Below are 13870 nucleotides of genomic sequence, written 5' to 3'. Positions count from 1 at the left end.
TTCGCGGCCGTCTCGATTCTCCGGACCGACGGAGTGGGGGAGCGAACGGCTCCATAGACCTGCGCCTTGGAGGAGCGGAGGAGGGAAGAATCGAGACCTGGGGGCCGCGAACCCGCCCGGAGCGAAGCGGAGGGCAGAATAAGCACTGTGAAGGCATTGCGTCGATTCACCGTTCGTGCCCATCTGCCGGAGCGGTTGTCCGCATTGACCGAGCTGGCGACCAATTTGCGCTGGTCGTGGCATGGGCCTACCCAGGATGTTTTCGCGGAGCTGGATCCCCGCCTGTGGGCGGAGGTCGGGCACGATCCCGTTCGGATGTTGGGGGAGGTGCCCGCGGCCCGGCTCGACGAGCTGGCCGGGGACGACGGCTACGTACGGCGAGTCGATGCCGCGGCGGCCGATCTCCAGGACTATCTGGACCGCCCTCGCTGGTTTCAGAAGCAGCAGCGCGGGCCGCGAGGGATCGCGTACTTCTCCATGGAGTTCGGCGTCACCGAGGTGCTGCCCAACTATTCGGGCGGGCTCGGGATTCTGGCGGGCGACCATCTCAAGGCCGCCTCGGACCTGGGCCTGCCGCTCATCGGCGTCGGATTGCTGTACCGCTCGGGCTATTTCCGGCAATCCCTGACCGCCGACGGCTGGCAGGCCGAGCACTATCCGGCCCTGGACCCGATGGGGCTGCCGCTCCGGCTGCTCACCGACGGTGGCGCGCCGGTGCTCGTGCACGTGGCCATGCCCGAGGGGCGGGTGCTGCGGGCCCGGGTGTGGATCGCCCAGGTGGGCCGGATTCCCCTGCTGCTCTTGGACTCCGATATCGCCGACAACGACCCGGAACTGCGGGCCGTCACCGACCGGCTCTACGGCGGCGATCAGGACCACCGCATCAAGCAGGAGATCCTGGCCGGCATCGGCGGCGTCCGGGCGGTGCGCGCGTACACCCGCGCCAACGGCCTGCCCGATCCCGACGTCTTCCACATGAACGAGGGCCACGCCGGATTCCTCGGCATCGAGCGCATCCGCGAATTCATGGCCGCCGGAATGGATTTCGACTCCGCGCTGGCCGCGGTTCGCGCCGGTACCGTCTTCACCACCCACACTCCGGTCCCCGCGGGCATCGACCGCTTCGCCGGCTCCCTGGTGCGCCGGTACTTCGGCGGCGCACACGGCGAACGGGAATCACCGGTGCTGCCGGGCGTTTCCGTGGACCGCATCCTGGCCATGGGACGCGAGGCCGATCCGTCGGTGTTCAACATGGCCCACCTCGGCCTGCGCCTGGCCCAGCGCGCCAACGGCGTGTCGAAGCTGCACGGCGAGGTCAGCCGCGCCATGTTCGCGCCGCTGTGGCCGGGCTTCGACGCGAGCGAAGTCCCGATCGGCTCGGTCACCAATGGCGTGCACGCCCCCACCTGGGCCGCGCGCGAATGGATCGACAAGGCCCGCGAACTCATCGGCGCCGAACTGGTCGAGGAGGCCCGCGGCTGGGAGCGGCTGCGCGATGTGGACCTGCGTGAACTGTGGTCCACCCGGAATGCCCTGCGTGGCATCCTCGTCGACGAGGTGCGCCGCCGGCTGCGCAACTCGTGGCTCGAACGCGGCGCGGCCAGCGCCGAACTCGGCTGGATCGACGAGGTTTTCGACCCGGGCGTACTGACCGTCGGCTTCGCCCGGCGCGTCCCCACCTACAAGCGCCTCACCCTCATGCTGCGTGACCCGGAACGCCTGCGCGCCATGCTGCTCGACCCGGAGCATCCGGTGCAGCTGGTGGTCGCCGGCAAATCCCATCCGGCCGACGAGGGCGGCAAGGCGCTCATCCAGCAGGTGGTCCGTTTCGCCGACGATCCGGCCGTGCGCCACCGCATCGTCTTCCTGCCCGACTACGACATGTCCATGGCCCGCTACCTGTACTGGGGCTGCGACGTCTGGCTCAACAACCCGCTGCGCCCGCTCGAGGCCTGCGGCACCTCCGGTATGAAGTCGGCCCTCAACGGCGGCCTCAACCTGTCCGTCCGCGACGGCTGGTGGGACGAGATGCACGACGGCGAGAACGGCTGGTCCATCCCCACCGCCGACGGCGTCCGCGACGAGCATCGCCGCGACGACCTGGAGGCCTCGGCCCTCTACGACCTGCTGGAACGCGCTGTGCTGCCGCGCTTCTATGACCGCGATCACGACGACCTGCCGGCCCGCTGGATGGAAATGGTCCGCCACACCCTGCGGACGCTGGGCCCGAAGGTGCTGGCCTCCCGCATGGTCCGTGACTACGCCGTCGACTACTACACGCCCGCCGCCGCGGCCTATGAAGCGGTGTCCGCCAACGACTTCAAGGGCGCGCAGGACCTGTCGGTGTACCGCCGCCGCGTCGAATCCGCCTGGCCCACGGTCAAAGTCCTGCAGGTGGACAGCTCCGGCCTGCCCGACATCCCGGTCATCGGCGCGGACCTGGACCTGCGGGCCCGCATCGATCTCGGCGGCCTCACCCCCGCCGACGTCAGCGTGCAGGCCGTGCTCGGCCGGGTCTCACCCACCGACGACCTGACCGACGTCCACACCTTCCCCATGCGCCACGCCGGAACCGATTCCGGCGCAGACATTTTCACCATCCAGACGCCGGTCCCGCTGTCCGGCGCGGTCGGATACACGATCCGCATCCTGCCGCACCACCCGCTCCTCGCCACGGACGCCGAACTCGGCCTGATCGCCACGCCCAGCCCCTGACGATCAGGTGGGCGCGATCAGCGTCCGTTTGAGAATCTTCCCGGTGGGGTTGCGGGGCAACGCATCCAGGAACGTGACGTCGCGGGGGACGGAGAAGCGGCTGACGCGGTGGCGGATGTAGTTGCGGACCATGTCGGAGTCGAGGCCGGAGCCGGGGCGTTTGACCACGAAAGCGGCCAGGCGCTGGCCGAATTCGTGATCCGGGACGCCCACCACGGCGACCTCGCTCACCTGCGGCAGATGGGAGAGGGCCTCCTCGACGGCGCGCGGGAAGACGTTCTCGCCGCCGGAGATGATCATCTCGTCGTCGCGGCCGGCCACGAACAGCTTGCCGGAGGCGTCCAGATAGCCGATGTCGCCGGTATCGAGCATGCCGTCGGCCTCGTCGGGCGGGGTGGCGTCGGTGTAGCCGTCGAACAGCATGTGATTGCCGACGAAGATGCGCCCGGCCGCCCCCACCGGCACCGGACGCCGATCCGGGCCCAGCACCGCGAGTTTCGTGCCCAGCGGCGGCCGGCCCGCAGTGGTGGGGGATACGCGCAGATCCGCAGGATCGGCGATGGAGGCCCACGACACCTCGGTGGAGCCGTACACGTTGTACAGGATCTCGCCGAAGGCGTCGAGGAACGCCAGCACCGTCGCACCGGCCAGCGGCGCCCCGCAACTGGCCACGATGCGAAGGCTGGACAGGTCGTAGCGGGCGCGAACATGCTGGGGCAGATCCAGGATCCGGTTCACCATGATCGGCACCACGATCAACGCCGTCACCTTGTGCTCGGCGATGCGGCGCAGGCAGTCCTCGGCGTCGAAGCGGTCGCCCAGCAGCACCGTCGCCCGGACGGCCGTGGAGATCTGCAGGGCTCCCAGCCCCCAGGTGTGGAACAGCGGGGCCGGAATGAACATGGTCTCGTTGGTGCCGAACGGAATTCGCGACAGCAGCGCCGCCACCGTCCCGAAACCCTTGGGGTGCGGCCGCCGCGCGCCCTTCGGCGTGCCGCTGGTCCCCGAGGTGAGTACCACCAGCCGGCCCGGCCGCGGCGGCTTGCGCGGCGGTTCCTGGCGCATGGCGATGAGTTCCTCGATGGTGGTGCGCCCGGGATCCGCTGTCGCGTCGTCGGTGGTGAAGCGCGGCAGCTCGGTGGGCAGATACCGCACCAGATGCTCGAATTCACCGTCCGCGAACAGCGCCGACAGCCGATGCCGCTCCACGATCTCCTCGACCTGCCGTGCGGGCAGCCCGGTATTGAGCAGCACCGCGTCCGCGCCCGACTTGCCCGCCGCCACCATGCACTCGACCATGCCGGTGTGATTGCGGCACAGCAGCCCGATCGCGGTGCCGGGCCCGAACCCCAGCGCGGCGAAGGCTCCCGCCAGAGCGCTACTGCGCGCGTGCAATTGGTCGAAGGTGCTGGAATACCGGTCGTCGATGACGGCCGGCCGCTGGGGCGAGTGCGCGGCTCCCGCCGCGTAGCCGCCGGCCAGGCTGAAGCCCCACTTGGCCAGTCCGCCGATCTGCCGCAGACCCACATCCGGCCGGTAGGTGCGCACCACACCGGAGGCCACCATCCGCTTGACCACCCCGGCCTGCAGCCGCATCCGCGAATCCTCGCCATTGACGATGAGCGAGGACGGCGTGCCCTGGACCAGGTCGCCGACCCGCCGGAGCCCGGCCAGCGTCCAGGCCACCACCGCCGAGTTCGGCAGCTGCGCGGGTAGCGGATGCACCAGCCCGGCCTTGAAGTAGGTGACGTAGATCCGGGTGTGCTGCGTATCGCCGCGCAGCCGCACGGTCGCGAAGCTGCCCTGTTCGGGGCAGTGCAGCTCGAAGCTCTCGCCGGTGCGGGTGAGGTGCAGTTGCACTCGCAGCACCCGGATTTCGATGCCATTGCCCCCGACACGCATATTCAGCGTGGGATGCGTATCGACGGTGTCGAGTTGTTCGCACGCGCCGATTCCAGGAAATAGCCGGGGGTAGGTCTGCGGGTCGACCAGGACATCCCAGATCGCTTGGCGGTCGATCGCGAAGTCCGCGACCGCGTCGATGACATCGGTTACCACTGGCGTACTACTTCTGCCTGGCCGGTTCCCCTGAACACCTCCGGCGGAATACGTATTTGTAACGTTCCAGGCAATAGGGGTCAAGACTCTTAAATTACCGGCCGGTAGTTATTTAAATAGCCGACGAATTGCGCTGGCGGCACCCGAAAAACAACGCTCAGGCAGGTGGGATTGCCCACAATTCGCAGGGTCAGTGACGGATCGTGCCATCCGGACCAGTACGGTGCCCACGGCAGCCTTCTACCCTCCCGCCGACTGGAGACACCCCACATGACCACCGACGTCCTCACGCGTACCAAGGGGCGCGTCGACGCGTACTTCGGCATCAGCGAACACGGTTCCACCTTCAAGCGCGAGGTCATGGCGGGAACCATCACGTTCCTGGCCATGTCGTATGTGCTCGCCGTCAACCCGCGGATCCTGGGCGACCACGGAGACCTCGGCGACAAGGGCATGCCGTTCCAGGCCGTCTTCACCGCGACCGCCGTCGCCGCCATCTTCGGCACCCTGGTCATGGGCCTGTGGGCCAAGTATCCGGTCGCGCTCGCGCCGGGCATGGGCCTCAACGCCTTCTTCGCCTACACGGTCGTCATGCACATGGGAATCCCGTGGCAGCAAGCACTTTCGGGCACTCTCATCTCCGGTGTCGTGTTCTTCGTCCTCGCCGTCACCAAGGTGCGCGAGAAGATCATCGAAGCCATCCCCATGCAGATGAAGCTCGCGGTCGGCGCGGGCATCGGCCTGTTCGTGGCATTCCTGGGTCTCAAGAGCGCGGGCATCGTCACCTCGGACCCGGCCACGCTCGTGCACCTGGGCAACTTCCACCACGGCACCACCTTGCTGGCGCTCTTCGGCCTGGTCGTGACCGTCGTCTTCCTGACGCTCGGCTGGCACGGCGCGGTGCTCTACGGCATCCTCTGCACCACCGTGCTCGGCATCGTCACCGGCCTGGTGCAGCTGCCGAATTCGGTCGCCGCCATGCCGCACGGGCTGGATCAGACCTTCGGCCAGGCCATCATCCACCTGCCCGACGCCTTCACCGGGAAAATGGTGGTCGTCGTGCTGACCATGCTGTTCGTCGACTTCTTCGACGCCTCCGGCACCTTGATCGGCGTCGCCAACCAGGCCGGGCTGCTCACCAGGGACGGCAAGCTGGACCGCGCGGGCCAGGCGCTGGCCGCCGACTCGGTCGGCACCGCCGCGGGCGCGATCATCGGCACCTCCTCGACCACCGCGTACGTCGAATCCACCGCGGGTGTTTCGGCGGGCGGCCGCACCGGCCTCACCGCGGTCACCACGGCCGGCTGGTTCCTGATCGCCCTGTTCTTCTTCCCGATCTTCGCCACCTTCGCCGACGTGTCGGCCGTGACCGCGCCCGCGCTCATCGTGGTCGGCGTGCTCATGTCCCGGGCGCTGGGCGAAATCGAGTGGAACAGGCTGGAATACGCGGTCCCGGCGTTCATCACCGTGATCATGATGCCGCTGACCTACTCGATCGCGAACGGCATCGCGATGGGCCTGCTGTTCTACCCGATCGTCATGGTGGCCAAGAAGCGTGTGCGCGAGGTGCATCCGGTCATGTGGGTGCTGATGGCCGTGTTCCTCTATTACTTCTGGTATCTGGCCAAGTAGAGCCGACTCTCAGGGGCCGGCCCTGAAATCCCTTCCGGGCGCGAGGCGGAATAGCCTCGCGCCCGGTCTCGTTGGGGACCTGCTGTAGGCTCCAAACCGGACCACGGTCCGGATAAGATCGCCGCCGAGCCGTACAGACCCGAGAGACGAGGACCCCGACATGACCGCAACCGTGAACGTCACCGCCCGAGCCGCCGCCTCGAACGGCCTCGGCGGCACCGATATCGGCCTGCTGGTCGCCCGGCTGGGCTTCGGCGGCGGACTGGTCGTGCACGCCACCCAGAAGCTGTTCGGCTGGTTCAACGGCTACGGCCTGGACGCGACCGCGCAGGGTTTCCAGGGCATGGGCTACGACCCGGGCAAGTTCTTCGCCACCCTGGCCGGCCTGAGCGAGCTGACCGGTGGGCTGCTGCTGATGCTGGGCCTGCTGACGCCGCTGGCCGGCGCCATCGCGCTGGGCACCATGATCAATGCCGTGCACGCCACCTGGAGTGGCGGATTCTCGATGTGGGAGCTGCCGGCGGTGTACGCCGTGGCGGCCGCCGCCTTCGCCTTCGCGGGGCCGGGCCGGCTGTCGCTGGACTCCGGCCGCCCGTGGCAGCGCCAGGGTCTGGTCTGGGGTGCCGGAGCGGTCGCGCTGGGCGTGGTGGCCGCGCTCATCACCCTCGCGGTGAAGTAGGCCGGGAAGAAGTTTCGGTGTCCCCGCGCCGCGTGCAGGGCTTGGCGCGGGGACGACGGACACATCCGATGTGGGAATTGGGGGTTCACCGGAGTATCGAAGGCTAATTTACTTCTGATCGGAAGTAGGAACCACCCCTGTGACTGTTCTCACAAGCTCATTTCATTTGCGCGACACTATTTGTCAGTCTTTCGAGAGCTTTTGTCACAACTTGGGGATCGGATGTTTCCCAATATGGTGGTAATGATGCTCGGAGATAACCGCCATAGCGCGCCGTCGCCAGTCTCGAATCCAGAATTGCGATAACGCCGCGATCGTCCACACTGCGCAGCAAACGGCCCGTTCCCTGCGCCAGCAGCAGTGCCGCATGATTGGCCGCGACCGACAGGAATCCATTGCCACCTCGCGATTCCACCGCGCGCTGACGCGCCACCAGCAGCGGGTCGTCCGGGCGCGGGAACGGAATCCGGTCCAGGATCACCAGACTCAGCGACGGGCCGGGAACGTCCACGCCCTGCCACAGTGAAAGTGTCCCGAAGAGGGAGATTTCCGGGTCCTCGGCGAATTTCCGGACAAGGGCGCCGGTGGCGTCGTCACCCTGGCACAGGATGGGGGTGTCGAGACGCTCCCGCAGAATTTCGGTGGCCGCCTTCGCCGCTCGCATGGACGAGAACAGCCCGAGGGTGCGCCCGCCCGCCGCGCGGATGAGACGTTCGATCTCGTCCAGATACGACTGCGGCAGCCCGTCCCGTCCCGGCGCGGGCAAATGCTTTGCCACATAAAGGATTCCGGACTTGGCGTGGTCGAAGGGCGAACCCACGTCGACCGAATTCCAGCGCAGTGCCTTCTCGTCCGACGGGGCCTCGGTGCCGGTGGCCAGCGCCGGGTCCACGGTCGCCGCGGACTGCGGCGGCAGGCCCCAGGTCACCGCCAGATTGTCGAACGAGCCGCCGATCTGCAGCGTAGCCGAGGTGAGAACCACGGTGGCCGTACCGAACAGGCGGCTGCGCAGCAGCCCGCCCACCGACAGCGGGGCCATGTGCAGTGTGCGGCGCGCGACTCCGCGCACATCCTCCGACGCCAGCCAGATGACATCGCGGTGCGCGGCGGGATCGGACTCCTCGAAGGTGGTCAGCACCCGCACCGCCGCGTCGTGCACCTCCTCGACGGCCGCCAGCGCCTGATTGCGGGCCGCCGCGGATTCCGGGTCGCCGGTGGCGGAACTTCCGCCCTGCGGCGCCAGGGCGGTGCGCGCGTTCCAGGCCGCGTCGCGGATGAGCGCGAGCACGGGGGCCGCGCCGTCCGGCATCCGGTCCCAGCGTCCGGGCTGCAGGTCGTCGAGCAGCTCGTGCCAGGCCTCGGCCGCACCCTCGAGCCGGTCCACCTCCTGCTCGTCGATGAGTTTCGAGCACCGCTTGGCCGCGGCGCTGATGGCCGAGGTGGACAGTTCGGCGGTGGCCACGCCGGTCACCCGGTCCACCAGCTCGTGCGCCTCGTCGACCACCACCACATCGTGTTCGGGCAGCACCTGGATGCCGCTGATGGCGTCGATGGCCAGCAGTGCGTGGTTGGTGACCACCACGTCGGCCTGCCCGGATTCGGCACGGGCCTTCTCGGCGAAGCAGTCCTGCCCGAACGGGCAGCGCGACTTGCCCAGGCATTCCCGGGAACTCACGCTCACCTGCCGCCAGGCCCGATCGCTGACGCCGGGGGCGAGTTCGTCGCGGTCGCCGGTCTCGGTGTCGGACACCCACTCGTTCAGCCGCTGTACCTCGCGGCCCAGCTTGGAAATGGCGAAGGCGTCGAAGAGTTCGGCCTCCGGCTCTTCCGGAATCGCGCTGTTGATCTTGTTCAGGCACAGATAGTTGTTGCGCCCCTTGAGAATCGCGAACTGCGGCACCCGCCCCAGCGGCGTCGCGAGCGCATCGGCCAGCCGCGGCAGATCCCGGTCCACCAGCTGCCGCTGCAACGCGATGGTCGCGGTCGACACCACCACGGTCCGCCCGGTCCGCACCGCGTGCCGCAGACTCGGCACCAGATACGCCAGCGACTTCCCGGTACCCGTCCCCGCCTGCACCGCCAGGTGCTCGCCGGTGTCGATGGCGTGCGCGACAGCCGCCGACATCGTCTGCTGCCCCTTGCGCTCCTTACCCCCCAACGCCTGCACAGCGGTGGCCAACAGCTTCGGGACGGGAGGCAGTTCAGGCACGGCGGCCAGATTACTGCGCCGCCCCGACAACCCTCGCGCAAACCTCTACTGGCCGCCCAGCAGGACCGATTTCCGCCGGTCAGAGGCAGGACTTCGCACCCACCCGGGTAGTGAGTCAGTTCTCCAGTGTTCCGGCCAGTTCGACGCCGGAGGCACGGAGTTCGTCCAGGGCGGTGGCCAGGGTCGTGGGGGAGACGGCGGCGGTGAGGCCGAGCAGGACGCGGGTGTCGAAGCCTGCGGCGCGCGCGTCCAGGGCGGTGGCGCGGACGCAGTGGTCGGTGGCGATGCCGCAGACGTCGACGGCGTCGATGGCGTGGGCGCGCAGCCAGTCGGCGAGGGTGGTCGAGCCGTCGGTGGCGGTGCCCTCGAAGCCCGAATAGGCCGCGGTGTACGCGCCTTTGGAGAAGATCTCCCGGATGGGCCCGGTGTTCAGGCTGGGGTGGAAGTCGGCGCCGGCAGTGCCGACGCGGCAGTGCGGGGGCCAGGTGTCGACGTAGTCGGGCTGCTCGGAGAAGTGCGCGCCCGGGTCGATGTGGAAGTCACGGGTGGCGACGATGGCGGTGTAGTCGGAGACGCCCAGGTATTCGGTGATGCGCTCGGCCACGGCCGCGCCGCCCGCGACGGCCAGTGATCCGCCTTCACAGAAATCGTTCTGGACGTCGACGACGATCAGGGCTCGGCTCATGAGCGGACCTCCCGGGAATCGGCGGCTGAACCACGACGGCGCGCCGCTCGTATTGCATTGTGCCGCCCGGCGCCCGGCCGGTCCACGGCAGCATCGGTCGCTCCATCGCGGCCGAGGCGAAAGAGGTAACGGGGGAAATGATGAAAAATGCCGCACTGATGGCCCTGCGGTTCTTCGTGGCGTTCGAGATCGCCAGTGTGGTGGCGAATCTGGCGTGGCACGAGATCTCGTTCGAGGCCGGCGATTTGCTGGGCGCGCTGGTGCGCACGGCCCTGTTCGCCGCGCCCGCCGCGGTGATCGCGGCGGGGCTGTGGTGGCGGGTCAGCTCAGAAACGTCGTCGGAATCGCGGGTTCGCCCGCCGACAGCTTCAGGCCCTCCCAGGGAAGGCTGATCAGGCTCTTGGCCACCAGTTCCCGGCTCTGCGCCAGGGTGGGCTGTCCCGTCAGCACCTCGCCGTCGCGGACCAGCGGGACCTGGACGTCGTGGATATCGAAGCCGTCCGGGTCCGGGCGGGCCGCGGCGGCGGGGTAGACGATTTCCTCGACGATGGTGCCGGTGCGCCGCGCCAGCCGGACCGCGCGCTTGGTGCCGCCGCGAGACTCCTTGTGGGAGCTGCGTTTCGCCACCGGGATGCCCTCCACCTCGACCAGCTTGTAGACCATGCCCGCGGTCGGCGCGCCGGAGCCGGTGACCAGTGAGGTGCCGACGCCGTAGACGTCCACCGGTTCGGCGCGCAGCGCGGCGATGGCGTATTCGTCCAGGTCACCCGACACCACGATGCGGGTGCGCACCGCGCCCAGCGCGTCGAGCTGCTCGCGCACCTGCCGGGCCAGCACACCCAGATCACCGGAATCGATGCGTACACCGCCCAATTCGGGCCCGGCCACCTCGATGGCGGTGGCCACGCCGCGGGTGATGTCGAAGGTGTCGACGAGCAGCGTGGTGCCCACGCCCAGCGCCTCGACCTGGCTGCGGAAGGCGGCCGCCTCGTGCGCGCCGTCCGCGCCGCTGTGCAGCAGGGTGAAGGCGTGTGCGCTGGTGCCGCCGCTGGGGACACCGAAGCTGCGGGCCGCCTCCAGATTGGAGGTGGCGTCGAAACCGGCCAGGTAGGCGGCGCGGGCGCTGGCGGGGGCGGCGAGTTCGTGTGTTCGGCGCGAACCCATTTCGATCATGCGGCGGCCGCCGGCGGCGCTCACCATGCGGGCGGCCGCGGCGGCGATGGCGCTGTCGTGGTTGTAAATGGACAGGATGAGGGTTTCCAGCAGCACGCATTCGGCGAAGGTGCCGCGCACGGTGACGATCGGGGAGCCGGGGAAGTAGAGCTCGCCCTCGCGGTAGCCGTCGATATCGCCGCGGAAGCGGTAGTCGCGCAGCCACTCCAGGGTGCGGTTGTCCAGGAAACGGCCGGCGATCGCGAGTTCGGGTTCGCCGAAACGGAATTCGCTCAGGGCCGTCAGCAACCGCCCGGTCCCCGCGACCACGCCGTAGCGCCGGCCGTTCGGCAACCTGCGAGCGAATACTTCGAAGGTGCACTGCCGCTGGGCCGAACCGTCGGCCAATGCTGCCGACAGCATGGTGAGCTCGTACTGGTCGGTCAGTAAGGCCGTACTGGTCAGTCCGTCCGCGATCATCACGGGAACACTCTAAGCACATCGACGGCCGTCCCACCGACCGTGCGCCACGCCCGGGCATCGATCTCACGTCCACGTCGGGACGGCGTGTCGCGCGGGCTGTTGTTTCTGTGTTCTCAGGTCGTACCCTGGTTGTTATGGGTCTGTGTAATCAGGACGTTGTCCGGGTCGCCGCCGGTCCGGCGGGCGTCAACGTGACTATGTCGGCGGCACAGGCGACACCGGAGGCCATTGAATACTCTGAGATTCTGGAGGCCGAGGACCGGCCGTGGGTGACCGTCGTATGGGACGATCCGGTCAACCTCATGCACTACGTGGCCTACATCTTCCAGAAGCTCTTCGGCTACAGCAAAGGCAAGGCAACCGAGCTGATGCTGAAGGTCCACAACGAGGGCAAGGCCGTGGTGTCCGCCGGCTCGCGCGACAAGATGGAGCACGACGTCCAACGGCTGCACGCGGCCGGGCTGTGGGCCACCATGCAACGTGACGAGTGAACAGGACGACTACGGTAACCCCGTGCGGAAGTGGAGCAGAAAGACCTCCCTGGGCGGGCCGAAACTGCGTTCGGAAATGGACGCCCACGAGGCGGAGGTATTGCGTTCGCTGGTCGGGGCCGTCACCGGACTGCTCACCGATCGGGCCCGTTCGGCGCCCGAGGACGACCTGGCGGAGCTGACCGGGCTACAGACGGGCAACACCGAACCGCCCGATGATCCGCGGCTGGCCCGGCTGCTGCCGGACTTCCATCGTCCCGAGCCCGGTTCCCCCGACGCCGAGCGCGCCGGCCTCAACAGCGCCCTGCGCAGCCTGCACGAACCGGAGATCATCGAGTCCAAGGTGGCCGCCGGGCTGGTCATCCTGGAAACACTGCCGCCGCAGGGCGGCAAGATCATCATCAGCCAGGAACAGGCGCACGCCTGGCTCACCGCGCTCAACGACGTGCGGCTGGCCCTCGGCACGGCCCTGGACATCACCGCCGACACGCCCGACCATTTCCCGGACGACGATCCGCGCGGGCCGAGCCTCGAGGTCTACCACTGGCTCACCTGGATGCAGGACTCACTGATCCAGGCGCTCGCGCCCTAGGGCAGCGGACGTGGCCACCGAGGAGGAACTGCCGTGAACAGTGGTGCGGGACCACGTAATTCGATCACCGACGTCGACGGCGTCCTGGTCGGCCAGTACCACGTGCTGGATGCGAACGCCACCCTCGGGTCGGGTGCGGCCACCGGCTGCACGGTGGTGCGGGTGCCGGACGGGGCCGTGGCCGCGGTGGACGTGCGGGGCGGCGGTCCGGGCACCCGCGAGACCGACCTGCTGGACCCGGGAAACACTGTGCGGCAGGTGAATGCGATCCTGCTCACCGGCGGCAGCGCCTACGGGCTGGCCGCGGCCGACGGCGTCATGCGCTGGCTGGAGGAGCACCGGGAAGGGATCCCGATGGATCCCGCCGATCCGTCCCGCGTGGTGCCGATCGTGCCCGCGGCCGTCATCTTCGATCTTCCGGTGGGGGCGTGGAACATTCGGCCCGACGCCGATTTCGGTTTCCTGGCGGCGGAGGCTGCGGACCCGGCGTTCGAGCGCGGGTCGGTCGGCGCGGGCGTGGGCGCGCGGGCGGGGTCGATCAAGGGCGGGATCGGCACGGCCAGTGTGCGTTTCACCGACGGCCCGGCGGCGGGCATCACCGTCGGCGCGGTGATCGTGGCCAATCCGGTCGGCTCGGTCTTCGACCCGCGCACCGGATTGCCGTGGGGCGCGGGCACCGACGGCCCCGAGCATTTCGGATTGCGCCCGGCCACCGCCGAACAGCTGGCGGCCGCGAATGCCCTCGCGGTGAAGGGAACCGTGCTCAACACCACCATCGGCGTGGTCGCGACCGACGCGGCGCTGGATCCCGCGGCCTGCAAGCGGCTGGCCGCGACCGCGCACGACGGGCTGGCCCGGGCTGTCCGGCCCGCGCATTCGCCGCTGGACGGCGATACCCTGTTCGCGCTGGCCACCGGCACCGCCGAGCAGCCGCCGGCGCTTCCGATGCCGCCGGCCTTCCCCGCTGATCTGCTGATCCTGGACCAGCTGTGCACGGCCGCGGCGGTCTGCGTGGAGCGCGCGATCGTGGACGCGATCCTGTCCGCGACCTCGGTGGCGGGCATCCCCGCCTACCGTGACCTGTTCGGATCGCTGCCGTGACGGGTGCGGGGCACCGGGGTGTGACCGGGTTCATCGGGAATAGCCGCCTAGTCTCACCTGTTGACGACAGCGT

11 protein-coding genes are annotated in these 13870 nt (G+C 68.9%); 7 read left to right on the top strand and 4 right to left on the bottom strand.

From position 1 onward, the window contains the following. Positions 1–147: 147 nt before the first annotated feature. Positions 148–2715, top strand: coding sequence for an alpha-glucan family phosphorylase (gene glgP, locus ACFXKA_RS17375; protein WP_354850181.1), 2568 nt, complete (start codon positions 148–150; stop codon positions 2713–2715). 3 nt (positions 2716–2718) lie between these two features. On the opposite strand, the gene ACFXKA_RS17370 is transcribed toward glgP, so the two are convergent. Continuing rightward, positions 2719–4773 carry an AMP-binding protein gene (locus tag ACFXKA_RS17370; protein WP_379427981.1) on the bottom strand — a complete coding sequence of 685 codons (2055 nt, stop codon included), beginning with the start codon at positions 4771–4773 and terminating at the stop codon, positions 2719–2721. 270 nt (positions 4774–5043) lie between these two features. Between ACFXKA_RS17370 and ACFXKA_RS17365 the strand changes: the two genes are divergently transcribed. Together ACFXKA_RS17365 and ACFXKA_RS17360 are read left to right on the top strand one after the other, a co-directional pair. Next, positions 5044–6405, top strand: coding sequence for an NCS2 family permease (locus ACFXKA_RS17365; protein ID WP_379427980.1), 1362 nt, complete (start codon positions 5044–5046; stop codon positions 6403–6405). A 160-nt stretch (positions 6406–6565) separates the two neighbouring features. Then, positions 6566–7084 carry a DoxX family protein gene (locus ACFXKA_RS17360; protein ID WP_379427979.1) on the top strand — a complete coding sequence of 173 codons (519 nt, stop codon included), beginning with the start codon at positions 6566–6568 and terminating at the stop codon, positions 7082–7084. A 157-nt stretch (positions 7085–7241) separates the two neighbouring features. Here the strand turns inward: ACFXKA_RS17360 and ACFXKA_RS17355 are convergent, their stop codons facing one another. Both ACFXKA_RS17355 and ACFXKA_RS17350 read right to left on the bottom strand, forming a co-directional pair. Then, the gene (locus tag ACFXKA_RS17355) at positions 7242–9293 is read right to left on the bottom strand and encodes an ATP-dependent DNA helicase (protein WP_379427978.1); all 2052 of its coding nucleotides are present in this window, start codon (positions 9291–9293) and stop codon (positions 7242–7244) included. 115 nt (positions 9294–9408) lie between these two features. Further along, entirely contained in the window at positions 9409–9978 is a 570-nt protein-coding gene (locus tag ACFXKA_RS17350) for an isochorismatase family protein (RefSeq protein ID WP_379427977.1), read from the bottom strand. Between the two features lie 59 nt (positions 9979–10037). Between ACFXKA_RS17350 and ACFXKA_RS17345 the strand changes: the two genes are divergently transcribed. Continuing rightward, positions 10038–10370, top strand: a complete 333-nt coding sequence (locus ACFXKA_RS17345) for a hypothetical protein (RefSeq protein ID WP_379427976.1) — start codon at positions 10038–10040, stop codon at positions 10368–10370. Here ACFXKA_RS17345 and ACFXKA_RS17340 read toward each other — a convergent pair. Then, positions 10300–11610, bottom strand: a complete 1311-nt coding sequence (locus tag ACFXKA_RS17340; RefSeq protein ID WP_379427993.1) for a nicotinate phosphoribosyltransferase — start codon at positions 11608–11610, stop codon at positions 10300–10302. The two genes, ACFXKA_RS17345 and ACFXKA_RS17340, sit on opposite strands and share 71 nt — an antisense overlap. A gap of 137 nt (positions 11611–11747) precedes the next feature. Between ACFXKA_RS17340 and clpS the strand changes: the two genes are divergently transcribed. The 3 genes from clpS to ACFXKA_RS17325 are packed head-to-tail and all read left to right on the top strand — an operon-like array spanning position 11748 to position 13797. After that, positions 11748–12104, top strand: coding sequence for an ATP-dependent Clp protease adapter ClpS (gene clpS / locus ACFXKA_RS17335; protein ID WP_379427975.1), 357 nt, complete (start codon positions 11748–11750; stop codon positions 12102–12104). Between the two features lie 22 nt (positions 12105–12126). Next, the gene (locus tag ACFXKA_RS17330; RefSeq protein WP_354850310.1) at positions 12127–12696 is read left to right on the top strand and encodes a DUF2017 domain-containing protein; all 570 of its coding nucleotides are present in this window, start codon (positions 12127–12129) and stop codon (positions 12694–12696) included. Between the two features lie 33 nt (positions 12697–12729). Beyond that, positions 12730–13797, top strand: a complete 1068-nt coding sequence (locus ACFXKA_RS17325; protein WP_354850201.1) for a P1 family peptidase — start codon at positions 12730–12732, stop codon at positions 13795–13797. Positions 13798–13870 lie beyond the last annotated feature (73 nt).

This window comes from Nocardia sp. NPDC059228 (assembly GCF_042754245.1).
Lineage (GTDB): Bacteria > Actinomycetota > Actinomycetes > Mycobacteriales > Mycobacteriaceae > Nocardia.
The sequence above is the reverse complement of the archived record's forward strand: the minus strand, read 5'-3'. Positions and strand labels throughout refer to the sequence as shown.